The sequence below is a fragment of the Chryseobacterium lactis genome (assembly GCF_003815875.1).
Classification (GTDB): Bacteria; Bacteroidota; Bacteroidia; order Flavobacteriales; family Weeksellaceae; genus Chryseobacterium; species Chryseobacterium lactis.
Genome location: NZ_CP033924.1, coordinates 1,766,289 through 1,792,696 on the forward strand (window position 1 = coordinate 1,766,289; position 26,408 = coordinate 1,792,696).

Consider the following 26,408-nt stretch of genomic DNA (forward strand, 5'->3'; position numbering starts at 1 on the left):
AATAAAGCTTAGGACAACAATGATACTGTGCAGTGACTACTGTGCTTTGTCGTTGCTTTCTTACATCCATTAGCGTCATCATTATCCTAAATGAGCTAATGGTGGCAAAACAGACTACATTACAACTGCATAAAGTCGTTTTCACAGTATTTGTGTTGACTTCTCAATTTCTATTTTCTCAATCGAAGAAAAACGACAGTATCAAAGAAAAAGCAATTAAGGCTGTCAATATTTATAAAAAGAATTTTAAAGAAATTCTCCCAGCCCAGACCTTACAGGGTGAGGAATTGGAAAGACTGAACAGTCACTCAGTTGCCGATGCCTTACGGTATTTTTCCGGAGTGCAAATCAAAGATTACGGTGGAATAGGAGGATTGAAAACGGTTAATATCCGAAGCATGGGAAGTCAGCATGTTGGGGTCTTTTATGACGGAATTCAGTTAGGAAACGCTCAAAACGGATTAGTCGATCTGGGACGGTATTCTCTGGATGACCTGGAAGAAATATCGTTATACAACGGACAGAAAAGTGAAATTTTCCAACCTGCCAAAGACTTTGGTTCCTCGGGATCTATTTATTTACAACCTAAAACACCTGTATTTACCGGAACGAAAAAGACGAATCTTGTCATCAGGGCAAAAAGTGCTTCCATTGATTTATTTAATCCTTCCTTTCGCTTGGAACAAAAAATTTCACCCAGAATTTCTGCAAGTTTTAGTGGTGAATTTCTCCAAAGTGACGGTATTTACAGATATCGCTATACCAGAAAATATCCTAACGGAAAAACGGCTAATGATACCATTGCCAAAAGATATGATTCCGATATCAAAGCAAAACGTTTTGAAACATCCGTGAACGGAACTGTAAACAACGGAAGCTGGAACATCCGGGGATATGGCTATCTGTCAGATCGTGGTATCCCGGCTCCTATTGTCAACAACCGCTTTAAAGCGAGAGGAGCAAGAATGATTGATGAAAATTACTTTGTACAAGCCAATCTGAGGAAAAAACTGTTTCCAAAATTCGAAACCCAGCTCAAGGCAAAATTTGCTTATGATTACACCCATTTTAATGATACTGTACTATCACAAGCGGTTTACCCTTCACAAAATACTTATATCCAACGGGAAGTGTATCTTTCCTCTTCCAATATATATTCTATAAATTCCAATTGGGATGTTAGTGTAAGCGGAGACTTTCAGTACAATAATCTGGATGCCGACCTGAAGAACTTTTCTTATCCAACCCGATATACAACATTAGTTGCATTGGCTACCACCTATCAGTGGAATCGGTTCAAGTTTTTAGGAAGTCTCCTGGGTACATTTACTTTTGAAGAAGTAAGAAAAAATAAAAGACCCGACGACAGGAGAGAGTGGACGCCTGCTTTATTTATGAGTTATCAGCCTGAGGCAGTTCCGGAACTTACACTAAGGGCTTTCTACAAAAAGATTTTCAGGCTTCCTACTTTTAATGATCTGTATTATACGAATGTTGGAAGTACTTTCCTGGAACCTGAATTTACCTTTCAGCATGACATTGGATTTACTTATCAGAAAAAATATGATCATCCCATATTGAAAGGATTCTATGTAAAAGTAGACGGGTATTATAACAAAGTAAAGGATAAAATTGTTGCAGTTCCTACGACGAACATGTTCCGCTGGATGATGCTGAATCTTGGAAAGGTAGAAATCATCGGAGTTGATATTAATGCACAGGCAGAAATCATGTTGGGAGTAGTGAAGCTTAAACCTTTATTATCCTACACCTATCAAAGTGCTAAAGATAAAACGGATAAAGGTTATGGACTTGATCCCGGTGATACCTTTTATAATGCACAAATTCCTTATACCCCTCTGCATAGCGGTTCTTTTACAATGATGGCCGATTATAAGGACTGGAGCTTCAATTACAGTGTTATCTATGTCGGAAAGCGCTATGATGGACAACTGGATAATATTCAATACAATTTTGTACAACCCTGGTATACTCATGACCTTTCTATTCAAAAGAAAATGAACCTGGCCGGACATCCTTTTAAAATCAATCTCGAAATGAACAATGTCTTTAATCAATATTATGATGTTGTCAAAAATTATCCTATGCCCGGAAGAAACTTCAGGCTCTCCTTAAACTTTAACTTATGAGAAAACTGAATATTTACTTTTTACTTTTTGCACTGGTTTCTCTTGTTGCCTGCCGTACCGATGAAATTGTAATCCCCATGGAGGTGGTGGAAGGACTTGCACCCGCTGAAAACACAGCTATAAAAGGATTCTATGTCTTGAATGAAGGAAATATGGGAAGCAATAAATGCACCCTGGATTTTTTCGATTATACAAAGGGAACCTATTATCGGAATATGTATGCGGAAATTAATCCGGATGTCGTAAAAGAATTGGGCGATGTAGGAAATGATATTAAGATCTACGGAAGCAAGCTGTATATTGTGGTTAATGTTTCCAATAAAATTGAAGTGCTGGATGCCAAAACGGCTAAGCGTATTAAATCTATTCCATTGCAGAACTGCAGGTATCTGGCATTTAAAGATGGAAAAGCCTACGCAAGCAGCTATGTTGGTCCGGTAGATATCAATCCCAATGCTCCAAAAGGAAAAGTCGTGGAAATTGACACCACTTCTCTTGCCATAAAACGTGAAGTAACGGTAGGATATCAGCCCGAAGAAATTGAAATTGTAGGCAATCAGCTTTTTGTGGCCAATTCCGGTGGATATATGGTTCCGAACTATGACAGAACAGTTTCGGTAATAGACTTAAACAGTTTTACAGAGACAAAGAAGATAGACGTTGCCATTAATCTTCATCGCCTTAAAAAAGATAACTACGGTGACTTATATGTAAGCTCAAGAGGAGATTATTATAATGTGCCTTCCAATTTATTTCTGATTGATGCTGCTACAGGCACCATCAAGAAAGACTTTCATCTTGCCGTTAATGAGATGACGATTGTTAACGACAAACTGTATTATTACGGAAATGAATTCAATTACAATACCCACACCTACAAAAAATCATTTGGAATTATTGATGTAAAAACCGAGCAGATTATTTCCAATAAAATTATTGATTCGGATTATGAAACCATCATAAAAACTCCTTATGGAATTGCTGTAAATCCTATCACAGAAGATATCTATATAACCGATGCAAGAAATTATGTGTCGATGGGGTTTGTGTATTGCTTCGATAAAAATGGACATTTTAAATGGAAAACAGAAGGCGGAAATATCCCTGCCCATTTTGCTTTTTTGTATAAATAATAAACTGATAAACATGACAAAAAGATCTATTAATTATTTAAAAACCGGAATTTTCTCACTGCTGTTTGTAGGAATGATCGCCTCCTGTAAGCATGATGATAATGATACCCTTAATTTTAATGGTTTGGCTGATTCCTACACGGTAGAGCGTTTTGAAGTATTAAATATTTCGGCCAACACTTCTGGGAATATTACATGGAGTATTAATAATATTGACGTTTCTCAAAGTTCGGAGCTTGAATTTATAAGTCCTGCTGTAGGAACCTATCCATTGACACTTACTATAAAAAATAATGGAAACATAAACACTTATCATTCAAAAATTATTGTAGAAAAAGAAACGGCAACCTATACTAAGTATATTTCAAAAGTTCTGGAGTATCGTCCTGCAGTAGGACAATTCGTACATGATATCCCTGAATATGTATCAGGAAATACAGCCAATGATATGCTTGAAAGCGCAAGAAAATCCCTTGTTGGAGCGAAATCTTCCGAAGTAACTCTTGGTGGATTCGGTGGATATGTTGTTTTTGGTTTTGATCATACTATACCGAATCTGGAAGGAAGAGACTTTAAAATACTAGGAAATGCATTTTTTGGAAACGCTGCTATTGATCCTCGTTCTGGTTCATGTGAACCAGGAATTATTATGGTCGCTTATGACCGGAATAAAAATGGAAAGCCGGATGATAACGAATGGTATGAAATTGCTGGAAGCGAATACTTTAAGAATACAACCGTAAAAGATTATAGCATCACCTATTTCAAGCCCGATGAAAATAAGATACCTGTTTCCGGGAATCTGGGTTGGGATATAGATGTAGAATATATCAAGTGGAAAGACAATCTGGGGAACACCGGATTTAAAACAAGGAACATGTTCCATCTGCAAAGCTATTATCCGCTGTGGATTACAGATGCATCTTATACTTTTACGGGTACGAGACTTAAAGATAATTATTACGACCAAAGTGGATCAGGAGCCTACTGGGTAGGGAAATCATATGAATACGGCTATGCCGATAACGCCCCGAATACAGATGAAGCCTCCAATATCGACATCTCATGGGCTGTTGATCGAAATGGAAAATATGTTAAACTTCCGGGAATCAATTTTATAAAAGTACATACAGGAATCAATCAGGAAGCGGGTAGAATCGGGGAAGTTTCAACAGAAGTTTCCGGAGCTTATGATTTGCATTTTCAATAAAATTCAATAATTCAACTATAAATTAATAAAAATGAAAAAGTTTTATCTTTTTACGCTGCTTTTTCTGTTTGCATTTTTTATAAATGCACAGGTAAAAGTACAGGGAGTTCTTAGAAATGACATTCCGGCAGTAGCCAAGAGTCAGCTTAAGTCAGCGGCAGCTCCGTCAATCAGTTTTTCCGATATCAAGTATTGGGTAGGAACGGGTTCAAACGAAGCTGCTTTTGTGGTACAATGGAATGACAGTAAGAATCCTGATGCGTTGGTTTGGGGATTCAGATGGAATGGCAATGCTACAGGAGCAGATATGATCAAGGCAATTGCTAAAGAAGATCAGAGACTCTTTACGCTGCTTTACCAGGGAACACCACAAGGAATTGCAGTGGGAGGATTTGGTTTTGATCTGGACGGACAGAATCTGGCAGCTTTGTATTTTAATGGGAATACATCCACTCCGCTTCTTCCAGTAAACGGGATCGTAAACACTACAGCTTATAACTTTGATGATTATACGGCAGTTGATGCTAATGATCACTGGCAGTCTGGATGGATGACCAATGGTTATTGGTCTTATTGGGTTAAAAACCCTGCCAATGCTAATTTTGGATACTCAAGTGTAGGAGCTACTTCCCGTGTGTTGCAAAATGGATCATGGGATGTGTGGAATTTTAATTCTTCATTTAATACAATACCGCTTTCTTCAACCATGACTCCTGTTGCTCCCTATGTTTCATCCGCTGCTTTGACGGGTCTGATGAATATGAAGAACGTAAATACAGTAGGCAATTATACTGACGGATTTTTCATCGTAAATGAAGAATGGTTCGGGCATACGAACGGATCTGTAAACTTTATCGATAATAATGGATCAATAGACTATAGAGTCTACAGTAATGCCAATAATAACCATGCTTTTGGAGCGACTACTCAATATGGAACTATTTACGGTGATAAGTTCTATTTTGTTTCGAAGCAAGCCGCTGATGGGGGAGATACTCAATACACTCCGGGAGGAAGACTTGTTGTGGCAAACGCACAGACAATGCAGAAAATTGCATCTTTTGATAACATTGGAGGTGGTGACGGAAGGACATTTGTAGGGGTAAATGAACATAAAGGATATATTGGAGCTTCCAACGGTATTTATCTATTTGATATTGATAATCTGGCAGTAGGTAATGTGATACCAGGAACTGAAGGTGCTGATCTTTATAGCGAACAGATTGGAAATATGATCCGAACCTCAAAACATGTATTTGCATTGAAGCAACAAGTAGGAATCCTTGTAATTGATCCTAATACAGATACTGTGATTAATACGATTCCGGGTGATTTCCAATCAATAGTACAGGCTAAGGATGGAAGTGTATGGGCGATTAAGATAAATACAATTGTCAACGTTAATCCTAAAACGTTTACTACTCAATCCTATAGTATTCCAACTTCAACTTATGCTAATTCCTGGGGAGCTTGGAACGCAGGTAGTTTTTCTGCCAGTAATACAGATAACATATTGTACTGGTTCAAAGCTGGATCTATGTGGGGATTGGGAAGTCAAATTGTTAAATTTGATGTCAATACCAAGACGTTTAATGAATCCTTTATTACAATTCCGCAACAAACAGGAACTTATAAACAAACACCTTACGGAGCTGCATTACGTGTAAATCCTATAACCGGAGAACTCATTGTAAATACAACAGAAACAGGCGGCCATTATCAAAAGAACTGGGTACATACCTATGATATGAATGGTAACATGATCAATACAAAAATATTAAATGATTACTATTGGTTCCCGGCATTAACAGTATTTCCGGATAATACAGCTCCTGTAGTGAATAATACTTTACCATCACAGGTTACAGTGGCAAGCTCTACTACAATTAATTTAAAAACAGTAGTCTCTGATGGAGATAGCTTTAATGCTGCAATTGTAAAAACAGTTAAATCAAACAGTAATTCTTCTGTGGTATCAGCGGGGATCAATGCTGATGATGAATTGGTATTACAGCCGGTTGGAACTGGTGTAGCAGATGTTGTGATCAGTTTCAATTCAAATGGTAAAGTTGTTGAGAAAACAATTACAGTGAACAGCCAGGATGCTACCTTAGCAACTTCGGAGATTAAGAAACTGAATTTTGGTATTTATCCAAACCCGGCCACTGATGTTGTTTACATTAAAACTGAGGAAAAAGTCATTAATATAGCTATTTATGATGCTTCCGGTAAATTGGTAAATACACAGTTCAATAATGGCCAAATCAATGTAAGCATGTTACCAAAAGGAATGTATATTCTGAAGGCAGTAACTGATAAAGCAGTATATCAGCAAAAATTGATTAAAAAATAATTTTTAGCACAGCTATTTTTGTTTCATCTTGTTGCCCCGGCCAATATATTGGCCGGGGCTTTTTGCAGTTTATTTATTATTTAGAGTAAGAAAAATGTGACGTTTTGGTCATACATTAAATGAAATAGGTCTGCTTTTATTAAAAAAATGAAGTGAAATTTGACATTTTTCTTTAGCCTCATTAATTTAGAAATAGTATCAATTCTGGCATTCAACTCTTTTGTATAATGATGTTGTAGAACAAATGTAGAGTAGGTGAAGTACTATAAATAGAGCGATTGATGTATTTGTGATGTAGGTGATTTTTTGGATTTTCAAGGATCTAAAAGATATTTTTGCAGCAAACAAAACAAATGAAAAGCAGAAAAATTTACTTATTACTTATGATATTCCTTGCGAATATTTTGTTCTCTCAAGTCGGCATAGGTACGGCCAACCCCAGAGGTGCTTTAGACATCAATAAAGAAACCACCAATAATATGGGGTTGGTACTTCCTACCAATTCAGATCCTAACAATATGGTTCATCCCAAGGTGGGAGAAAAAGTAGCTGTAGGAACTATCATGTATGATTCGACATTAAGTTGTGTACGTGTATACAAACCTACGGGCTGGTCTGGCTGTTTATGTGACCAATGTGGTACTCCTACACCTGGCTTTGTATTGGATTGTACAAGCGGATCACTTACCGGAACTTATACCGCAGGAACGATGAGCAACGGTACAAAAACAATCAATTATAGTAACGCTACAGGACAGCCATATAATGCTATTTCAGTAGCTTCAACGGGGGTAACCGGCCTTACCGCTACAGCACCTGCCGGTACCTTGACCGGAAACGGAAATATATCACTTACCATTAGTGGAACTCCTTCTGCAGCAGGCTTAGCTTATTTTGCTATTACTGTTGCCGGGCAATCCTGTGCTTTTACAGTGAATGTAAATTCAGGAATTCTTACCAGAAGAACGATTTTGTCCCTGGGAGATGGTATATATACACCAAGGTCAGGAAGTACAACTGCACCCACTACAATATTGCAGTCACCAGCTAATTTTGGCCCTACAGGTACAGTTCCTACACAAGGATTTGATATTAAAGCCGCCGGATCCGCACAAGGAAACCTGGCAGTCAATATTGAAACTTATAATCCGTACATGATTATCTTTACTTGGGATTATACCTCAAACGCAGCAGATGCTATTGCACTTAAAGATTATCTTGACAAAGGAGGGCGGGTTATGATTTTTCTTCAACAAGCTCAACCCAATCAATTATTGGACAAAATATTTGGAGGGCTAACGGTCAACAATCCTACGATCAGTACAGGGCTTGTTAAGCGAATTGCTAATGTCAATCATCCTATTCTTAACGGGCCGTTTGGAGATGCAAGAGGTTTATTGGTAGGAGATGATAATGATGATGCAAGTTCTTATTCCAATTCTAATATTACCAGTTCCAATGTGGATATTTTAGCAACAAATAATGGTAAAATTGTAGGGTTCGTTCATAAAACCTATAAATTGTTTTTCTGGGGTGATGGAGGATTTCCTTTAGGGGCTGTAGGTAATACATCTACAACGTCTTATCCTGCGGGTGTGGATGCGGTAGGTAAACCAATTCCAAAAACGAATTACGGTACAGGTACTGCCGCATCATCTTCAGTGTACAATAGTATCTTATATGCCAATGCAATCGCTTGGATGATACAGTAATAGAATAATTTTACTATCCATTAGTTAATGATTTAATTTTTTTGATTTTGACAATGATATCGATGAAAAGCGGTACGATGAGGCAGGGTTGAATCCTGCCTTATTTTGTTTATAAACTAAAAGAACGAAGTGAATTATTTCATTTAGCCTAAACATAAATAATAAATATAAAAAGGCAGACCTTGGGTCTGCCTTCTGTTTATAAGTAGTTAAGGTAACTATCTAGTCAGGATAATCTTACTGGAATAAATTTTTCTATCCTTTGTCTGTACGTTAAGTATATATACTCCGGTGGGAATCGCTGAAGGTAATTCAAATGTTTTTGACGTAAACTTCGAGTGATAAACTTCTTTCCCTGAAGTATTGGTGATGAAGATATTGGAATCTATGAATAAGATGTTTCCATTCAAGGTGATCTGCCCTGTTGTCGGATTTGGTGAAACTCTAAAGAATTCATTTTCATGGGAAGATGAAACCTTCGAAGTTGTAAAGCTATTTGCTGGAGAATGTGAGTAAGCATTGAAGAGTTCTTCCGGATAAAGTTTCCGGTTATAAATCAGAAATTCGTCGATTTGTGATGATTTATAAGAAATAATAAATTCATTATTGAGATTTGCTCCTTGTATATAATATGGAGCCCAATGAGTAGTTTGAATTGTTAAAGGATACGTGCTTGAAAAATTATTACTATGAAATAGCATGAATGGCCCGGTTAGCCCTTGAGTATTAACGGTCAAGCGTACATCTACAGGATAATAGGGCGGGTTGGTTTGGTTGTTAGGAGCGTAAAGAGTGCTTGAAACCGCATACGGGGGTGTAGGATCATTGTTGAAGTTGATGACGTAGAAGTTGAAGGATCCAGCAATGGCAGGATTGCTCCTGAACATTTTTCCGAAGTATGCCTTGTTGCTATGAAGGTTATTTTCATTAACAGGTTTTATAATGATGCTATCTTGTGTAATCTTTATTTTTTCTCCATAGATAGTCAGATCAATAGAGCCCGCCTTTTCAATTCGTGCCCAGAACGAAACAGTTCTTGGTTCTCTGGGAGAAGGAACATTCAGATAATTATTACCTTTGAGTACATAAGTTGAATCTGCCGAAGAATAGGTAAGACCCTGATCGCATATCATATTCCCTGAAAAAGATTCTTCGTGAGAACTAATGCGAGTTAAGTCGAGGCCTCCACTTGGGATGTCTAAAGTATTACCGTTAAATGAATAATGATGAATTGGATAAAGGGCAGGCATACATCTGTCCTCGTAGTAAGCATAATAAATTCTTAGTCCCCCGCTTACATTAAGAAGTCCCCCGTTCAGTGTTATTTTAACCCGATCGTATTGTGCTGTGGGAGTAAGCTCAATGGTTGCTCTGTTATTGACTTGTGCGTCAAGCGTAAGAATGCTGCTGTTTATTATTTTAGCATCATTATTGGAAATATCACCTTTCATTGTTTCCACCGTAGCACCATTCAATAATCCGATTGATAGAGGAGTATTATCCGTACCAATACCGATGGCTAGCTTTTTAGTGGTAGATTCCTGGAAAATAAGAGTTTGTTCTATTTTGGCCAAAGCTCCAATGCCAAATTTTAAGGTAGAATAATCACTTTCGTTACTCCCTACAGCATTTTGTTGATTAAATATATTGCAACCTAAACATATTCCAGTAATTTGATTGATCTGGCTGCTGGAATAAATCTTATTTTGTGCGAAGGATAATGTACCTGATAGAAGGAAAAAGATATACACTATAACTTGTGTCATACGGTAATCAGTTAGTAAGTTTGTTTTCATGTAATTAGTGTTTGGTTTTTTATAAAACTTGGCAATGAGAAGTATTGCATAGACAAAAAAACCCGGCAAGCTCTTAAGCTTGCCGGGTTTAAGTTGATAGCTTATTTAATAATAAGTTTATTAGAATACATTTTTCCTTCTTTTGTCTTGATAGTCATGATATAAACACCTTGTGGCTGCTTAGTCTCAAATGTATTAGACGTTAATTTAGAACGATAAACCTCTTTTCCTGAAGTATTAGTTAGGCTTACTTCACTACCTTCCAGCGGAAGTTTTTTGTCCAAAGTAATTTGTCCGTCCTGATTATGAGCCATAAAGTTGATGTATGGATCTTTGTATTGGTAAGCATAATACAATCGTAAAGCACCATTAACACTTAACAATCCTCCGTTAAGATTTACCTTAATACGATCAAACGGTTTGTTCATTGTAAGCTCAAGTTCTCCTTTGCTTGGATCTGTACCTCCCAATTTGATAGCATCATTGTTTAGATTTTGATAATCGTTGTTAGATACATCTCCATTGAATGTTTCGATGGAAATACCACTGATCAATTGTGCCGAAAGCATCACCTGATCTGTTCCAAAACCAAGTACAAACTTATTGGTACCCATAGCTATATTAGTCGCAGGGAAGATCAAAGTTTGTTCAGTTCTTGCTAATAATCCTACAGAAACCTGTAATGTAGAATAATCGCTTTCGTTACTTCCCACTGCATTCTGTGGGTTTAATACACCACATCCCAGGCAAATACCTACCACCTGGTTGGTTTGACTGCTTGCATAGATTTTAGTAATCTGTGCAAAAGACGTTGCACTTGTTAAAAACAGGAATGAAGCCATAATAGCCGCTTTCATAGCGCGCTGGCCAAGTAATAAATGAGTTTTCATATCTAGAAAATTTTGGGTTTTTAAGTTTTTACTAATTTACACATAAAATGATTATGTTGGCAATTTTATTTCATAATTATGTGATTTGTTAATAATAAATTTGTTTTGATGTTGTATAATTTAATTTTAATTAATAATGCAACGGCTTCTCTGTTTTAAAATCAGATAAAATAAATGCGGCAACTTTAAAAGCTGCCGCATGAAAGGAAAAACAGTTATTATTTATTTAATCATGATTTTGCGTGAATATGCTTTGCCTTCTTTTGTCTGAAGTGTCATAATGTACACCCCTCCGGACTGTTGGGGATCAAATGTGTTTGATCTCAGGGTCGAACGATATACTTCTTTTCCTGATGTATTCACTAAGGTAACCTCAGAACCTTGTACAGGAACATTACCGCCAAGAGTAATTTGTCCGTTTTGGCTATGTGCCATAATATTGATTAACGGATCCTGATAAGCATAATAAATCCTGAATCCGCCACCAAGGCTAAGTACACCACCTGTTAAGCCGACTCTTATTCCGTCATAAGGTTTTTCAGGTTTAAATTCTACGGTACCTCTGTTAGGAGTTGCTCCAAGTTTAAGAAGACTTACATCTATCGTTCTTCTGTCGTTATTGGATTGGCCTCCGTTCATGGTTTCCAATGTTACACCGCTTAATAATTGTACAGATAAGGCAATGTTGTCTGTTCCGATACCCACAACAAGTCTTGTGTCGGATCTTAGATCAGGGAAAGTTAAAGTTTGTTGAATTCCTCCTAATAATGCGGTTCCTAATACCATTGTAGAATAATCGTCCTCATTATCTCCAATGGCATTTTGAGGGTTGTCTACACGGCAGCCTAAACAAGCTACTCCAAAAACTCCTGAGTTTTGAGCGTGAGCATAGATTCTGTTCTGGGCAAGAAATAAAGCATTGGTAGCGAATAAAAACAATGCTGTGAAAACAGCTTTAAATGAGAACTGTTTTCTCAAAAGTAAATTAATTTTCATGTTATCGAATTTTGGATGAATAGTTTCATTCAAATTTACACATTAATAAGAAAAGCAAGAAATATTATTTCCTTTTTTGGTGATTTTTTTAAACTTATTTATAATCGGAAAAAACTAGGCAAAGGATACATTGTTTTAAATTAATAAAAAAGACAGGTCTAAAAACCTGCCTTTGTGATGTGTTATATTTTATCGAGTGAGGATAAGCTTTTGAGTAAATGTTTTCTTATCCTTTGTTTGTACGGTCAATAAATAGATGCCTCCAGGTAATGTTGTCGGTAGGTTAAACGTTCTGGAATGGTATTTTGAACGGAAAATTTCCTTTCCAAAAGTATTATTGATGAAAATATCTGCTCCCTCCAGGTCAATGCTTCCATTGAGGGTGATTTGTCCTGTAGTAGGATTGGGAGATAGAGTGAATAGATCTTTTGTAGGTGTTATTTTTGTTGCTAGCGGTGACGAAACACCTGGTAAGCTATATGCTGCAGGTAGTACTTTGAGTATTTCATCTGGTAATGCTTCCTGGTAAATCAGTAAGTCGTCTATTTTTGCCAGCTCCGTCGTAAGTGAAATGAGTTTTTCGGAATCCGGATTAGAATCATGGTAGCCCACCTGAAAAGTGATTTTATATTTCTCAGTAAGATTTCCATCTATATATTTTGAAATGATTCCTCCAACAGGTTTTGAGCAATGTATTGTATCTTCTGGATCTATACGACTTTTGCAGAGTAATTTTTCGAAAGGTGTAGGAAGTATTGGAGTCACTTTTATTGAATAATGATGGAGGCCTGTGCTAGAATTTTGTTTAGACAGCTTTAAAGGAAAAAGGCTGTCATCATCTTGATCAGGTATACGATACGCACGATCCTGATTTACTGTAAATGATGTTTTGTCTATCGTGATTTTAGTGCCGAATACATTCACAAATAATGAGTTTTCTACGTCAGCCCAAAATGAAATAGTCTTTTCTAATCTATTTTCAGATGTGAGGTCTGTTTTCAAGGTATTGTATGCTTTTAACGCCTTACCACATATAACGCTGTTGTCTTCAAATTGTGGATCAACATTGGGTTCCTGGTTAAAATGATAATTATGAACTTTATCTTGAATTTGCCAATCAAAAGGATAATAATAGTATGGAGTAGCGGGAAGTGAGGTATTGCATAGGGTGATAAATTCAGACTGATGGGCGTAATAAATTCGAAATTCACTGTTCACACTGATGGCTCCGGTATTTAACGTTATTTTTACCTTGTTGTAAAGTTTTGTGGGTTGTAATTCTATGGTTGCTCTGTTGAGTTGTGAACCAATTTTAAGAATATTATTATCTATGATTCTGCCATCTCCATTGGATGTATTTCCATTCATTGTTTCTATAGTTGCTCCGCTTAGCAATGAAATCGATAATTGACTATTGCCGGTTCCGATGCCAATCCTTAATTTTTTTAAACTTGATGTCGGAAATTCGAGGGTTTGAGAAATATTTCCTAATAATGCCGTGCCTATCTTTAACGAAGAATAATCGTCTTCATTGTTTCCTATTGCATTTTGTGGGTTTTGAATGCCACAACTTAAGCAAACTGCTGAAATTGAATGGTTCTCACCGGACACGTAAGTTTTTGTCGTAACCTGTGCAAAGGATAAATTGTTCATAAAGAATGTCAGGAAAGATAGCAGTACTGCTCTTCTTAAGCAGGAACTTGCTTGTAAATGTTTTTTCATGTTTTTGAGATTTGGGTATTGTTTTAATCAAAGGTAAGTGAATAATTTTAATTTTAAATATTTTTTATGAAAATAATAACAATAATTTTTTATTACATATATATGTTTAATATTTAATTAATTATGTAATATTAAAATGTTATTATATATAGTATTTTTATAAATAACAAAAAATTATAACTATGTCTGGGGGATATATGGCACAAAAAAAGAGAAGACTTAATGAAAGTCTTCTCTTTGTAGCCCGTAGGGGAATCGAACCCCTCTTACCAGAATGAAAATCTGAGGTCCTAACCGATAGACGAACGGGCCCTCTATCTTCCATTACCGAAGTAATGTGTTAGTTTTTGTTTTTATAAGTATCAACTCTTAGTTTTGTAGCCCGTAGGGGAATCGAACCCCTCTTACCAGAATGAAAATCTGAGGTCCTAACCGATAGACGAACGGGCCTACTATATTATTACGCTAACTTGTTAACGTGCTTTGTCAATTTGCTTTTCAAGTTAGCCGCTTTGTTCTTGTGGATAATATTTTTCTTAGCTAATTTATCCAATAAAGCGATAACTTTTGGCAGTTGCTCTGTTGCAGCAGCTTTGTTTTCCTCATTTCTTAAGGCTTTCAATGCTGTTCTAGCAGTCTTGTGATAATATCTATTACGAAGTCTTCTAGTTTCGTTTTGTCTGATTCTCTTTAGTGCTGATTTATGATTTGCCATATCGTTCAAATGTGAGTGCAAAACTATAAACTTTTTCTTTAACTACCAAATTTATTTTCAAAAATTTTTAATTTTCTTCTGAAAGGTATTTTCTAAGTTTATTTATTGCCTGTTCTATTTTTAAATTTTCTTGTTCTTTCTCTAATTTCTTGATCGTGTTTCCCAACATAATCATCGCATTGTTCCATTCTCCAGTGGTATTGGTGAAAGTGAATTCATCTATTGTTACTTCAAAAGCAACCCTTTCTCCAGTCCTGTAAAGTCTGAAACTTATTTTATCATCCCTGCCTGCAATCCCGTCTTCATTGATTTGTAAATCATAACTTTTTGGGTTAGAGTGGATTTTCTTAAAAAGCAATTTTGCTTCTTGTATTTTTAAATCCGGCATGATATCAAATTTGGTAGCCTATAGGGGAATCGAACCCCTGTTGCAAGGATGAAAACCTTGAGTCCTAACCACTAGACGAATAGGCCAAATTTTGAGGTTGCAAAAGTAATAATTAACTTTTAAACTTCAAAATTATTTTTTAAGATTATTTATAAACTTTTTGTATTACCGTGTTTTTCACACCTTTAGATTCGAGCTCTTTTTGAAGCTTTGCAGCATCTTCCAGCGTATATACCTTTCCGTAGGTATAATAAAACACTCCACTGTCTTTATTTCTCTCTACATCTTTCAGGTTTTGAATAATGTATGAATTGCCATTTAGCTTGTCTCCGGCATATACTTCAATGGTGTAATATCCCATGCTTATTTTTTGATTAGGCATGAATCCTACCGCAAAAGCATTTCTAAAGCCTGCATCTTTGGCCGTCTTAAGGTTGATATCTCTCACTGAAGCCATATTCGTTACAGCGTAATAATATTTGTACTGTCCGTTTTCTTTGATTGTAAGCACATAGTTTAGCCCTTTCAATGCAGGATCATTTTCATTGTACTTCGTAGGAGAACTCATCAGTAATATTCTGAAATCGTTTTTCAGAGCTACTTCTGCCGGTTTTTCAGGTTCCGGTTTTCTCACCGCAATAGATCCGCCAGATTTTCTGTCAACTGCTTTTTTATAATCGATAATTGCAGTATAGATACTTTCGGCAATTTCGTTCTGACCTTTGTCGGAAGCGATATAATGACTTTCTTCAGGATGATTGATGAAACCTGTTTCTATCAATACCGATGGCATTGCATTCATACGCAGAACGTGAAGGTTCTTCTGGAAAACTCCTCTTGAGAACCGTTTGTCTTTATTCACAAAGTTATCTTCTACCAGCCCTCCCAAAAGAAGACTTGATTCAAGATATTTACTTTGCTGAAGTTTTAACGCGATTAATGATTCCGGAGAATCAGGATTATAAGAACCAAAAGTTTGTTTATCTTTTTCGTCCAGAAAAATCACGTCATTTTCTCTCTTTGCAACCTCAAGGTTTTCGTTATTCTGGTTAGGTCCCTGTACATAAGTTTCCGTACCATATGCGGTAGACCGCTGTGCAGAGTTACAGTGAATAGATACAAACAGATCTGCCTTGCTTCTGTTGGCAAGGTTGGTTCTGTCCGAAAGAGAAGGATATTCATCAATCTTTCGGGTATATATTACTTTGAAGTCTCTGTTTTTCTCCAACATTGCTCCTACTTTTAAAGTAATTGCTAGGGTAATGTCTTTTTCTGCGACTCTTCCAATGTCTGCATAACTCCTGTTGGCTCCGTGATCACTTCCTCCGTGTCCCGCGTCCAGAACGATTGTGAACTTCTTCTGAGAGAAAATAAAGTTACTGGTTAGGATAAGGAGAAATGATAAAATTATTTTAAAATTTTGTTTGTGCATCTTACAGTTATAAAAATTATATTAATTTTGGGCCTTAATTATATATAATAAAATTGGCCAAAACCGTCCTCAAAAATATATTACAAATTTTAATTATCCTAATTTTTAACAATTTTTTAGCACAGAAAACTCCTGAAAAATTGCCTAAAAATGCGGTTAATGATACTATTTCCAAAAAGGATACCATTGTTGTAAAAAAGGAATCCCTTGATGACGTGCTTCGTACAAAAGCCGACGATCAGCGTAGGGACATCCCAAAAAAGATGACATTCCTCAATAAAAATGCCCAGGTAAAATACCAGGATATGCAGATTGATGCAGATTATATTTCTATTGATGATAATAAAAATACAATTTATGCCCGTGGAAAACAAGACTCTTTAGGGAAAATTATTGAGCCCGTGATTACTCTGCAGGGAGGTAAAAAGTACGAAACCAATGAATTCAGCTATAATACCAAAACGAAACAGGCGATCGCTTTCAATGCAAGAACCGAAGAAAGTGAGGGAGTTATCATAGCCCAGAAGACCAAAAAATATAACGATTCCGTATATGCTATGAGAAAGGCGGATTATACTACGGATGATTATTTTATCAAGAAAAAAGATACCACTGCGGATTATTTTATGAGGGCTTATAACATTAAGCTTATTAAAACTAAAACTAAGTCGCAGATCGTTACGGGCCCTATCCAAATGTTTATAGAACAGGTTCCGACCCCTCTTTATTTACCGTTTGCTATTTTGCCGTTTTCAGCCAAAAGAGCCGCCGGAATTCTGATTCCTAGTTTTGGAGAAAGAGAGGATGTAGGGTTCTTCCTGAACGGAATTGGATATTATCAACCCATCGGAGAGCATTTTGATCTCAAGGTATTAGCCGATATTTATACAAAAGGAAGCTGGAACCTTCGTCCCCAAATGAATTATCAGAAGAAATACCGTTATTCGGGATCATTTAATGCGGATGTCGGAACAATGGTAAGAGGGATTAAAGGGCTGGATGACTACACAAAAAACAGCACCTACAGAATCAACTGGACACACTCTCAGGATTCTAAAGCCAATCCTTTCCTGACTTTCAGTGCTTCTGTTGATATTGTAAGTACGAAGTTTTATAACAATCCATTAAACAACAACTACATTTTCAATCAAAATGTATTGAATACACAGCAGAATTCTACGGTAACTCTTACCAAAAGATTTCTGAAACTTCCGATGACGATTACCGGAACGGCATCATATTCTCAAAACTTTGCAACGGGATTAGCTGATCTTCGCCTTCCACAAATGAACGTAGCGATCAACCAGTTTTACCTTTTCAAATCAAAAACAGGAGTGAGACAGGGACTTATTGAGAATATTACGGTGAATACAGGTTTTAACCTTACCAACTTCGTTAACACTCAGGAAAACGAATTGTTTAAAAAAGAAATGTGGGATAAAATGCAGACCGGGCTTAAGAATAATATTGCCCTGGCAACCAATACCACCCTGGCAAAATATTTTACGTTCAGTTTAAGTGCTAATATTGACAATGCGTTAACGACAAAAACGCTGAACAGATACTATGATCCTATAAAGAATATTACAGTAGATGAAATCAGTAAAAACCTTTCCGGATATTCTACATTCTCTACAACTGCCAGTCTTCAGACCACCCTTTACGGAATGATGAAGTTTAAAAAAGGATCTGCAGTAGAGGCGGTGAGACATATGATGACGCCAAGTATAGGGTTTACTTATTCTCCTGATTTTTCAAGTCCGAATTTTGGATATTATAAAAACTATTACAATGCGAACGGAGCTTTGACGCCTTATTCTATTTTTGAAAAAGGAATTGTGGGAAGCCCTTCAAGTGGAATGGTTGGATCCTTAGGATTTAATATTGGAAACAATATTGAAATGAAGATAAAGTCTAAAAGCGATTCTACCGGTGTGAAGAAAATCAAAATCTTTGAATCATTAAACCTTTCTGGAAGCTATAATTTTGCTGCTAAAGATCACCCATGGTCAATCTTTACAATAAACGGACAATCATCTTTCTTCAATAGTAAGCTTACTGTTAATACAAGTCTTTCTCTTGATCCATATAAAATCGAATTCCTTCCGGGACAGGACACGGGAATCAGAACAGAAAAGTTCGGTGCCTTCAGTGTACAGGGATTCAATGTTCAGTTGTCTTATCCTTTAAGCAGCGAGATTTTTGGAGAAAAGACAGATTATGCTAAAAAGTATTCTTCAAAAGGAGAGGTCCGAAACGAAAATTATTATTTTGATGATGATAATTATGCTCATTTTGACCAAGCCTGGACGTTGAATATCAATGCCAATTATGCCTATTCAAAAGGGCTTAGCCGTTTTGGTAATAAAATTGCATCATTAGGTCTGGACGGAAGTATAAAACTTACTCCTTACTGGAATATCAATGGAAGTACGCACTATGATATGGTGACCAAGCAGCTGGCCTATACCAGAATTGGTTTTTCAAGAGACCAGCGAAGTTTTACAATCAACTTCAACTGGGTACCTTTCGGACAATATAAAGTATATGACTTCTTTATCGGGATCAAAGCCAATATCTTAAGTGATGCATTGAAGTACAAAGACAGAAGCTTTACGCAGCCTAATGCACCTTTCTAATATCAGATTGGCATTTGAGAATATAAATTTTATATTTGCAAGCAAAATAATTTCTAATGAATCACCGTTCATTAAGTTTTCTGATCAAAGAAATACATGATGATGGTGATTGCAGATGACTTTATAAAAAAATAAATATCCACATATGAAACAAATAATCAACACAGTTAATGCACCTGCAGCGATAGGGCCTTATTCACAAGCTAATATGGCTAACGGAGTTTTATACATTTCCGGACAAATCCCTGTAGATCCTGCAACTGGTAAATTGGTAGAGGGAATCGAAAAAGAAACACATCAGGTGATGAAAAATCTGGAAGCAATTCTTACAGAAGCCGGGATGACTTTCAAGAACGTTGTGAAGGCTACCATCTTCCTTAAGAGTATGGATGATTTCGCGGTAATGAATGATATTTATGCTTCTTATTTAGATGCAGATAGCTATCCGGCTCGTGAAACAGTACAGGTTTCTTGTCTGCCTAAAAATGTGGATATTGAAATTTCTATGATCGCACATCAGGATTAATGAATTTTATAAGAAATACAATTGCGGTGTTGTTGGGTCTTGGTATAGCAGGGCTTATTATTACCCTTGGTATAAGGGCTTTTCCGCAATGGATAACTTTTGAAGCTTTTGCTCCGTTCGAGCATTGGCAAAGGTTTCTTTTCAGTATGAAGGACGATAAGGCTTTCTTCGGCTTCTTATTGTTTATTTCCGGACTAGGAACTACAATTGGAGGAGTTGCCACAGCCATCATCGTTAAATATGCTAAAGTAGCCTATGCTATTCTGATTGGCTTTATTATGCTCTTTATAGCCATGCTGGATGTTATTATATTTCCGTACCATCCAACGTTTTATAAGATTTCTATTTTCCTTACATTCTTTCCGTTTTCCTGGATTGGAGGTAAGATTGTAGAAGTAATCTATGAGCGGAATAAGCAAAAAAGAATTGCTGAAAAGATGAACAAACCCAAATAAATAATAACAAAAGCGCTGCAGATTTCTGCAGCGCTTTTTTGTTGATATGAAAATAACTATTGTTTCTTATTAATTAAGGCATTTTGAATCCTTTAGTATAGATTCTTCCGTAATCATCTACGAATTTCACCTGTACGTTGCCCTGATATTTTTCAAGAACCTTTTCAACGTCTTTCTGTGAGTTAACAGGCTTGCCATTAACCTCTATGATAATGTAGTTGTCTACGATTCCGATTTTGGCCATTTCGCTGCCTTCTGATACGTTTTTAGCAACAACACCACTGGTTAGTCCGTATTCAGTTTTGAATCTGTCATTCAATGGATCAAATTCAGCACCGATTTTTTCCGTTACACTAAGATCTGCTTTAGTTCTTGTAGAAGTACCTCCTTTCTGGTCTTTAAGTGTTACGTTAGTCGTGGATTCTTTTCCGTTTCTTGAATAAGTAACCTGAACCTTATCACCAGGACGCTTGCTTCCGATAGACATAGACAGATCAGCAAAATCTGTGATGTCGTAATTGTCTATTTTTGTAATGATATCTCCTTTTTTCAGACCTGCATCTTCAGCACCGCTGCTATCGCCAAATCCTGTAACATAAACTCCGGAACCGGATTTAATGCTGGTTTTGAATTGCTTATTATAAGCCTGAACCTGTTGGTCATTGGAAAGGTCTAATGAAGAAACTCCTAAGAATCCTCTTTGTACAATACCAAACTTCTTGATATCCTCAACAATTTTTCTTGCCAGATTGGAAGGAACGGCAAATCCGTATCCCTGATAATATCCTGTTGTAGATTGGATCGCAGAGTTGATTCCGATAAGTTCACCATTGGTATTTACCAAAGCACCTCCGGAGTTACCCGGGTTGATGGCGGCATCCGTCTGAATAAAGCTTTCAATTGGATTGCTTGCTTTCCCCTGGCTTCCTAAAATACCGATTCCTCTTCCTTTAGCAGAAACAATACCTGCGGTTACGGTAGAGTTTAGTCCCAGTGGATTTCCTACCGCAAGCACCCATTGTCCTACATCAATATTATCCGAGTTCGCAAAGTTTAAATAAGGAAGTCCTTTCTCTTCGATCTTTAGTAGAGAAATGTCCGTATTAGGGTCAGTTCCCACCAACGTTGCGATATATGATTTCTTGTTGCTTAATACAACTTCCAGTTTATTGGCACCTGCCACTACGTGGTTGTTCGATATGATATAACCGTCAGGAGAAATAATGACCCCTGATCCCATACCTGAAGGCATATTGTCCGGAGCCTGCTGTTGCTTTTGCCTTTGCTGACCTCTCCCTCCGAACGGATCTCCGAAGAAATAATCGAACAAATCCTGCTCTGAGGCTCTGCTCGCGGTTCTGCTTTGATAGTTTTTAATAGTAACTACAGCAGGAACGGTTGTTTTCGCTGCTTTTACAAAGTCATCACCCACTGCTCCCGTATTCATTCCTGCAAATGAGGCTGTAGGGGCTGCTGTGGTGAAATAAGATTGATCTCCATTATTGGAGCCATGCCCAAAATATTGTATTGCTCCAACGGTAGTAGCTCCTGAAACAACTCCAACTACCGCAAATGGTAATAGTTTTTTTAAAGTACTCTTCATTGTATATCTTTCTTGTTTATTAATTAATTTCTGTAAAATGTTTTTGAGTAAACAAATTTAATGTTAAATAAGTAAGCAATTAGTATGCTATGTTTCAATTTTAACTAAAATTTAACTGCTATTATGTCATTTTATGTATTATGTCATAATTGTTAATGTCAGAGTTAACAAAACTTAAAAAAAAATTAAAGAAAAATCAGACATTATAGCGTATAATTTACCATATAAAATGGACAAAATAGCATTCGGTTTTCAATTTTCCTTTTTCAATGATAAAATTTGCTGCGGTGTATCATTGATGTCTATAAAAATACTTAATTCAAAAATGATTATCTTTGCAAAAATATTTTTCTCACTTAAAAAGTTTATAGCATGCAACTGTATAACACCTTAAGCGCAGAAGAAAGAGCTCAACTTATTGAAGAAGCTGGTAAGGAACGTCTTACATTGTCTTTCTATGCGTACGCCAAAATTGAAGATCCCAAAAAATTTCGCGATGAATTATTTATAGCCTGGAATGCACTTGATGCACTTGGCCGTATTTATGTTGCTCATGAAGGAATTAATGCTCAGATGAGTGTACCTGCGGATCAATTTGAAGCTTTTCGTGATACGCTGGAAGTATATGATTTTATGAAAGGAATTCGCTTAAATGTAGCGGTGGATCAGGATGATTATTCCTTTTTAAAACTGACTATTAAAGTTAGAAATAAAATTGTTGCCGACGGTTTGAATGATGATTCTTTTGATGTGACCAATAAAGGGATTCACCTGAAAGCTCAGGAATTTAATGATTTGCTTGAAGATCCTAATACCATTGTTGTTGACTTCAGAAACCACTATGAAAGTGAAGTAGGTCATTTTGAAAAAGCGATTACTCCTGATGTGGAAAACTTCAGAGAAAGTTTGCCGATCATCAATGAGCAATTACAAGACTTTAAAGAAGATAAAAACTTACTGATGTATTGTACAGGAGGAATTCGTTGTGAAAAAGCGAGTGCCTACTTTAAACATCAGGGGTTTAAAAATGTATATCAATTAGAGGGGGGAATTATCGAATACACCCGTCAGATCAAAGAAGAAGGCATTAAAAGTAAATTTATTGGAAAAAACTTTGTATTTGACCACCGTTTAGGAGAAAGAATTACGGACGATATTATTTCACAATGCCACCAGTGTGGTAAACCTTGTGATAATCACACCAATTGTGCTAATGATGCCTGTCATCTGTTGTTTATTCAATGTGATGAATGTAAGGCAGCGATGGAAAACTGTTGTTCTACGGAATGTGTAGAAACGATCCATTTGCCATGGGAAGAGCAATTAAAATTAAGAAAAGGACTGCAGGTTGGGAATAAGGTATTCAGAAAAGGAAAATCTGAAGCGTTGAAATTTAAAAATTCAGGCGATTTACCCATTAAACCACTAGCCAAAGCTGAAACAAAAAATATCCGCCAGAAGATTGCTGTTAAGAAAGTATTGGTTGGAAAAGCTGAACATTATTATTCAAAATCAAAAATTGCACAGTTTTTAATTGAAAATAAAGAACTTTCTGTTGGAGATCAGGTTTTGATTTCCGGGCCTACCACTGGTGAGCAGGAACTTACCATTACAAAAATTCATGTAAATGGAGGACCTTGCGAAACGGCTAAAGTTGGAGATCAAATTACTTTTGAACTTCCTTACAGAGTTCGTTTATCAGATAAATTATATAAAATTCAACAAGCTGAAAACGCATAACAGATATGTTAAAAGCTGAGCTTAGAAAAAAATATATGCAAAAAAGAAAAGCCTTGTCAATTGATGAGGCTTTCTTGTTATCTCAAAAGATTTTTGAAAATTTCATTGGTTATTTTAAGCCTGAAGAAGGAGAGAAAGTTCATATTTTTATTCCTATTCAGAAGTTTAACGAGATAGATACCCGGATATTCATACAGGATTTTCTAACCCGGAAAATCCGTGTGTATGTACCTAAAATTGTAGATGATAAGCTTATTAATATTGAAATTAATCAGAATACGGTTTTTGAAACCAATTCCTGGGGGATTTCAGAACCGGTAACCAATGAAGATTCAGGAGAGATTCATTTTCATTATGTTATCACTCCTTTATTATATTGTGATAAAAAAGGCAATAGAGTAGGATACGGTAAAGGATTCTATGACGGTCTTTTTCAAAGTATTTCTCCTGAAACAAAAAAAATCGGAGTCAATTACTTTGACCCCGATGAATATATCGATGATGTCTGGGAAAATGATATTTCCTTAGACTATTTGGTTACTCCTGTTGAAGTACTGTCTTTCTTAAATGGTTTACAATAAAAATCCAAGAAATAGAATTTAAATTCTTTTTTAAGCTTCGGTCTGGACAGTAAAATATATTGGGCATTCTTTTCAAAGCTTCCTAAAGACTTATTCTTACCGTCAAAATACTCTACATTAAATTTGGCATAATCCAGCGTGTCTTTTTTATAAAACTCTTTATACACATTCAGGTTATTTACCTTCACTGATTTTACTTTCATGCTATCCAGTTCTTTGAAAAGATTTTTGAAAGTCAAAGAATCAGGTTTGTGGAAATAACTTTCCATCTGTGAATAGATAACGGTGTCTATCTCGGTATTTCTGTTGCCGGACAGATAAAGGGTTGAAAGGTCAAGAAGTTCCTGAACTTTTTGTTTGGTAATAGAATTGATTGCCTGCATACTATCCATCTGTACTGCAGGGTAACTTTTTGCGTTGTTGCTGTTTCGTAATTTATCAAGGTCACTGACTTCTGTACTTTTTTTATTACAGGCAACAAATAAAGCCAAAAGCACCGTGAAAATTAAAAAATTATTTATTTTTTTCATCTGTGGAGGTGATTTTAAATTTGATCGATATAATTTTACCGTTGGCGTCTTTTTTCATTTCTATAACACTCAGGTTTTTCAATGAGGTGGTAGGAGTGGTTACCAGAGTGATATACTTCTGTTTATCCAATCTCTCAATTCCGTAAGTATCATTGTCATATACCTGATAAATAATAGCGTTATTGCTGATTAGATTTTCAAGCTGATTTCTTTTTTGTTTAATAAGAGCAACCTGTTCTTCAGGATTGCCTCCTTTGATGTCTTTTATGGAGAAATAATAAACTGCCATTTTATAGTCATCAGGTTTCAGTTCTATTTTTTCTTCTTCCGGGGCATTTTCCAGGTTTCTGTTAACTTCCAGTGGTTCATAAAATGGAGCACTGATGCGCATTTTCAGATTTTTATCTTTAGTGGAATAGAAAAAACAATCGCCCGGTTTTATTTTATACATCAATGGAGATTCATTTTCCTTCACTACCATTATTTCTAAGGTATTGATAACAGAAACTCCCCGGTCTTTATCGATAAAGCAGTATTTATAAGTTTTTGAAAAAAGTACATCTTTAAAACCTAGCAAGCCGGTGATGGTAATTAAGATAGAAGTAACAAAAGCCCAGGCATTTTTTTTAAAGAAATTCTTCTTAGGAGATACTGCTGAAACTTCGGTTTCATTTACTTGGGTTGTTTTGTTGCTAATTTGCTGATTTTCAGTATTTGTTTTTTGTAAATCAACGTTTTCGTGGGGTTTAATTTCAACTTTTTTAGGTTGAATTTCCGTTTTTGGAAGCTGAGGAGAGTCTGTCACTGTTTTTTCAAGCTCAGTGATTTCTTCTTCCTCCAAGTCGTCATTTTCCTGAAGCAATTCTCCGGCAAAAAGATGCTGCTTTTTAAATTCGTACCATGAGTCGTAACCCGCATAAATACTCAATAAATTGAGCATGTCAATTCTTGGTAATTTAGTAACCGGTGATGTTTTGAAATAGGTATAAAATGACTTTTCGCTGATGTTGCCTTTGGCTTTTTTACGAAGGTCTTCCTGGAAATATATAATGTCTATACCCTTCCACTTCGATATGTCATCCTGCGAAGGGGTATATTCTTTTAAGTATTGACCCTGAACATCCTTTTTTAGCTGTTCAAAGTGTAAAAGATCTAAATCTGTCAATTTTTCAAAAAATGGTTAAATTATTGATTATCAGTTATATTTTTTTGTAAAACTATTTTACAAAGGTATTACAATTATTTTTCATAAACAAATTTTCTAACTGCTCTACCTTTGTCTTGTTCAAATAACAGAACAGAAGAAAATTTTATAAAACAATATTAACAAAATTAAATTTAATTTATTATGAAAAAGTCATTATTCGTAGCTGCTATCGCTGCAATCTCTCTAGTTGCTTGTAAAAAAACTGAAGCTACTTCTACTGAAGGAGCAACTGATTCTGCTGCTGCTAACGTAGCTGATTCTGCTGCTGTAGTTTCTGACTCTGCTGCTAAAGTTGTTGATTCTGCTGCTACTACAGCTGTAGAAGCTACTAAAGATGCTGCTGCTGCAACTACTGCTGCTGGTGCTACTGTAGCTAAAGATGCTGCTAAAGGTGCTGCTGACGCTGCTAAAGGTGCTGCTGATGCTGCTAAAGGAGCTGCTGACGCTGCTAAAGATGCTGCAAAAGACGCTGCTAAGAAATAATTCTAGCATAAGCTTAAAAATAAAAGAACCGTTTCACCCAGTGAAACGGTTTTTTTATGCTTTATATGTAGACTTTCATCTTAACCTGTTATTGCGAGCCGAAGGCGAAGCACTCTCACAGACATAAAAATTAAGGTCTATTATTAT

21 protein-coding genes and 3 tRNA genes are annotated in these 26,408 nt (G+C 36.2%); 11 read left to right on the plus strand and 13 right to left on the minus strand.

The features are described 5' to 3' along the window. The first annotated feature begins 98 nt into the window (after positions 1 to 98). From EG342_RS07570 to EG342_RS07590, 5 genes are all read left to right on the plus strand, one after another. Complete coding sequence (locus tag EG342_RS07570; RefSeq protein ID WP_103289133.1) at positions 99 to 2,150, plus strand: TonB-dependent receptor plug domain-containing protein; 2,052 nt, start codon at positions 99 to 101, stop codon at positions 2,148 to 2,150. Then, positions 2,147 to 3,283 (plus strand): YncE family protein, encoded by a 1,137-nt coding sequence (locus EG342_RS07575; protein WP_103289134.1) that lies wholly within the window; start codon positions 2,147 to 2,149, stop codon positions 3,281 to 3,283. Before EG342_RS07570 ends, EG342_RS07575 begins: the two co-directional genes overlap by 4 nt. Before the next feature lie 13 nt (positions 3,284 to 3,296). Next, positions 3,297 to 4,493 (plus strand): cell surface protein, encoded by a 1,197-nt coding sequence (locus EG342_RS07580; RefSeq protein WP_103289135.1) that lies wholly within the window; start codon positions 3,297 to 3,299, stop codon positions 4,491 to 4,493. A gap of 31 nt (positions 4,494 to 4,524) precedes the next feature. Further along, positions 4,525 to 6,846 carry a DUF5074 domain-containing protein gene (locus EG342_RS07585; RefSeq protein ID WP_103289136.1) on the plus strand — a complete coding sequence of 774 codons (2,322 nt, stop codon included), beginning with the start codon at positions 4,525 to 4,527 and terminating at the stop codon, positions 6,844 to 6,846. 353 nt (positions 6,847 to 7,199) lie between these two features. Beyond that, a complete protein-coding gene (locus EG342_RS07590) occupies positions 7,200 to 8,558 on the plus strand; it encodes a hypothetical protein (RefSeq protein ID WP_103289137.1) in 1,359 nt (452 codons plus the stop codon). 218 nt (positions 8,559 to 8,776) lie between these two features. On the opposite strand, the gene EG342_RS07595 is transcribed toward EG342_RS07590, so the two are convergent. The 10 genes from EG342_RS07595 to EG342_RS07640 form a co-directional block, all read right to left on the minus strand. Further along, on the minus strand, positions 8,777 to 10,354 hold the full coding sequence (locus tag EG342_RS07595; RefSeq protein WP_103289138.1) for a T9SS type A sorting domain-containing protein: 1,578 nt from the start codon (positions 10,352 to 10,354) through the stop codon (positions 8,777 to 8,779). A gap of 101 nt (positions 10,355 to 10,455) precedes the next feature. Continuing rightward, positions 10,456 to 11,244, minus strand: coding sequence for a T9SS type A sorting domain-containing protein (locus EG342_RS07600; protein ID WP_103289139.1), 789 nt, complete (start codon positions 11,242 to 11,244; stop codon positions 10,456 to 10,458). Positions 11,245 to 11,466: 222 nt separating this feature from the next. Beyond that, positions 11,467 to 12,240: a T9SS type A sorting domain-containing protein gene (locus EG342_RS07605; RefSeq protein ID WP_103289140.1), complete on the minus strand. Its 774-nt coding sequence runs from the start codon at positions 12,238 to 12,240 to the stop codon at positions 11,467 to 11,469. A 189-nt stretch (positions 12,241 to 12,429) separates the two neighbouring features. Continuing rightward, the gene (locus EG342_RS07610; protein ID WP_103289141.1) at positions 12,430 to 13,962 is read right to left on the minus strand and encodes a T9SS type A sorting domain-containing protein; all 1,533 of its coding nucleotides are present in this window, start codon (positions 13,960 to 13,962) and stop codon (positions 12,430 to 12,432) included. 240 nt (positions 13,963 to 14,202) lie between these two features. Further along, positions 14,203 to 14,274, minus strand: a tRNA-Glu gene (locus EG342_RS07615). A gap of 66 nt (positions 14,275 to 14,340) precedes the next feature. Beyond that, positions 14,341 to 14,412 (minus strand) — tRNA-Glu (locus tag EG342_RS07620). A 10-nt stretch (positions 14,413 to 14,422) separates the two neighbouring features. Continuing rightward, a complete protein-coding gene (rpsT, locus tag EG342_RS07625) occupies positions 14,423 to 14,677 on the minus strand; it encodes a 30S ribosomal protein S20 (RefSeq protein WP_002983073.1) in 255 nt (84 codons plus the stop codon). A gap of 67 nt (positions 14,678 to 14,744) precedes the next feature. Further along, positions 14,745 to 15,065, minus strand: coding sequence for a hypothetical protein (locus EG342_RS07630; RefSeq protein WP_103289142.1), 321 nt, complete (start codon positions 15,063 to 15,065; stop codon positions 14,745 to 14,747). 11 nt (positions 15,066 to 15,076) lie between these two features. Then, a tRNA-Glu gene (locus EG342_RS07635) sits at positions 15,077 to 15,151 on the minus strand. A 59-nt stretch (positions 15,152 to 15,210) separates the two neighbouring features. Continuing rightward, positions 15,211 to 16,497: an N-acetylmuramoyl-L-alanine amidase family protein gene (locus tag EG342_RS07640; RefSeq protein WP_185126882.1), complete on the minus strand. Its 1,287-nt coding sequence runs from the start codon at positions 16,495 to 16,497 to the stop codon at positions 15,211 to 15,213. A 53-nt stretch (positions 16,498 to 16,550) separates the two neighbouring features. Between EG342_RS07640 and EG342_RS07645 the strand changes: the two genes are divergently transcribed. From EG342_RS07645 to EG342_RS07655, 3 genes are all read left to right on the plus strand, one after another. After that, positions 16,551 to 19,136, plus strand: coding sequence for a putative LPS assembly protein LptD (locus tag EG342_RS07645; RefSeq protein WP_103289143.1), 2,586 nt, complete (start codon positions 16,551 to 16,553; stop codon positions 19,134 to 19,136). A 145-nt stretch (positions 19,137 to 19,281) separates the two neighbouring features. After that, positions 19,282 to 19,662: a RidA family protein gene (locus EG342_RS07650; RefSeq protein ID WP_062700765.1), complete on the plus strand. Its 381-nt coding sequence runs from the start codon at positions 19,282 to 19,284 to the stop codon at positions 19,660 to 19,662. Then, on the plus strand, positions 19,662 to 20,117 hold the full coding sequence (locus tag EG342_RS07655; protein ID WP_103289144.1) for a hypothetical protein: 456 nt from the start codon (positions 19,662 to 19,664) through the stop codon (positions 20,115 to 20,117). The genes EG342_RS07650 and EG342_RS07655 overlap by 1 nt, the downstream gene beginning before the upstream one ends. 73 nt (positions 20,118 to 20,190) lie before the next feature. Here EG342_RS07655 and EG342_RS07660 read toward each other — a convergent pair whose 3' ends face one another. Further along, complete coding sequence (locus EG342_RS07660) at positions 20,191 to 21,720, minus strand: trypsin-like peptidase domain-containing protein (protein ID WP_103289145.1); 1,530 nt, start codon at positions 21,718 to 21,720, stop codon at positions 20,191 to 20,193. Between the two features lie 372 nt (positions 21,721 to 22,092). Here EG342_RS07660 and trhO point away from each other — a divergent pair, with 372 nt between their 5' ends. Both trhO and EG342_RS07670 read left to right on the plus strand, forming a co-directional pair. Beyond that, complete coding sequence (trhO, locus tag EG342_RS07665) at positions 22,093 to 23,460, plus strand: oxygen-dependent tRNA uridine(34) hydroxylase TrhO (RefSeq protein WP_103289146.1); 1,368 nt, start codon at positions 22,093 to 22,095, stop codon at positions 23,458 to 23,460. A 35-nt stretch (positions 23,461 to 23,495) separates the two neighbouring features. Continuing rightward, complete coding sequence (locus tag EG342_RS07670) at positions 23,496 to 24,041, plus strand: 5-formyltetrahydrofolate cyclo-ligase (protein ID WP_246008755.1); 546 nt, start codon at positions 23,496 to 23,498, stop codon at positions 24,039 to 24,041. Here EG342_RS07670 and EG342_RS07675 read toward each other — a convergent pair. Together EG342_RS07675 and EG342_RS07680 are read right to left on the minus strand one after the other, a co-directional pair. Beyond that, positions 23,990 to 24,571: a hypothetical protein gene (locus EG342_RS07675; RefSeq protein ID WP_103289148.1), complete on the minus strand. Its 582-nt coding sequence runs from the start codon at positions 24,569 to 24,571 to the stop codon at positions 23,990 to 23,992. The two genes, EG342_RS07670 and EG342_RS07675, sit on opposite strands and share 52 nt — an antisense overlap. Then, positions 24,555 to 25,736, minus strand: coding sequence for a hypothetical protein (locus EG342_RS07680; protein WP_103289149.1), 1,182 nt, complete (start codon positions 25,734 to 25,736; stop codon positions 24,555 to 24,557). Before EG342_RS07680 ends, EG342_RS07675 begins: the two co-directional genes overlap by 17 nt. Positions 25,737 to 25,919: 183 nt before the next feature. Here EG342_RS07680 and EG342_RS07685 point away from each other — a divergent pair, with 183 nt between their 5' ends. Next, a complete protein-coding gene (locus tag EG342_RS07685) occupies positions 25,920 to 26,261 on the plus strand; it encodes a hypothetical protein (RefSeq protein ID WP_103289150.1) in 342 nt (113 codons plus the stop codon). Positions 26,262 to 26,408: the final 147 nt, after the last annotated feature.

Excerpts from the sequence above, each read along its gene's own strand:
- EG342_RS07570 (WP_103289133.1), top strand. The coding sequence starts at position 99 with ATGGTGGCAAAACAGACTACATTACAACTGCATAAAGTCGTTTTCACA.
- EG342_RS07575 (WP_103289134.1), top strand. The coding sequence starts at position 2,147 with ATGAGAAAACTGAATATTTACTTTTTACTTTTTGCACTGGTTTCTCTT.
- EG342_RS07580 (WP_103289135.1), top strand. The coding sequence starts at position 3,297 with ATGACAAAAAGATCTATTAATTATTTAAAAACCGGAATTTTCTCACTG.
- EG342_RS07585 (WP_103289136.1), top strand. The coding sequence starts at position 4,525 with ATGAAAAAGTTTTATCTTTTTACGCTGCTTTTTCTGTTTGCATTTTTT.
- EG342_RS07590 (WP_103289137.1), top strand. The coding sequence starts at position 7,200 with ATGAAAAGCAGAAAAATTTACTTATTACTTATGATATTCCTTGCGAAT.
- EG342_RS07595 (WP_103289138.1), bottom strand. The coding sequence starts at position 10,354 with ATGAAAACAAACTTACTAACTGATTACCGTATGACACAAGTTATAGTG.
- EG342_RS07600 (WP_103289139.1), bottom strand. The coding sequence starts at position 11,244 with ATGAAAACTCATTTATTACTTGGCCAGCGCGCTATGAAAGCGGCTATT.
- EG342_RS07605 (WP_103289140.1), bottom strand. The coding sequence starts at position 12,240 with ATGAAAATTAATTTACTTTTGAGAAAACAGTTCTCATTTAAAGCTGTT.
- EG342_RS07610 (WP_103289141.1), bottom strand. The coding sequence starts at position 13,962 with ATGAAAAAACATTTACAAGCAAGTTCCTGCTTAAGAAGAGCAGTACTG.
- rpsT (WP_002983073.1), bottom strand. The coding sequence starts at position 14,677 with ATGGCAAATCATAAATCAGCACTAAAGAGAATCAGACAAAACGAAACT.
- EG342_RS07630 (WP_103289142.1), bottom strand. The coding sequence starts at position 15,065 with ATGCCGGATTTAAAAATACAAGAAGCAAAATTGCTTTTTAAGAAAATC.
- EG342_RS07640 (WP_185126882.1), bottom strand. The coding sequence starts at position 16,497 with ATGCACAAACAAAATTTTAAAATAATTTTATCATTTCTCCTTATCCTA.
- EG342_RS07650 (WP_062700765.1), top strand. The coding sequence starts at position 19,282 with ATGAAACAAATAATCAACACAGTTAATGCACCTGCAGCGATAGGGCCT.
- EG342_RS07655 (WP_103289144.1), top strand. The coding sequence starts at position 19,662 with ATGAATTTTATAAGAAATACAATTGCGGTGTTGTTGGGTCTTGGTATA.
- EG342_RS07660 (WP_103289145.1), bottom strand. The coding sequence starts at position 21,720 with ATGAAGAGTACTTTAAAAAAACTATTACCATTTGCGGTAGTTGGAGTT.
- trhO (WP_103289146.1), top strand. The coding sequence starts at position 22,093 with ATGCAACTGTATAACACCTTAAGCGCAGAAGAAAGAGCTCAACTTATT.
- EG342_RS07670 (WP_246008755.1), top strand. The coding sequence starts at position 23,496 with ATGCAAAAAAGAAAAGCCTTGTCAATTGATGAGGCTTTCTTGTTATCT.
- EG342_RS07675 (WP_103289148.1), bottom strand. The coding sequence starts at position 24,571 with ATGAAAAAAATAAATAATTTTTTAATTTTCACGGTGCTTTTGGCTTTA.
- EG342_RS07685 (WP_103289150.1), top strand. The coding sequence starts at position 25,920 with ATGAAAAAGTCATTATTCGTAGCTGCTATCGCTGCAATCTCTCTAGTT.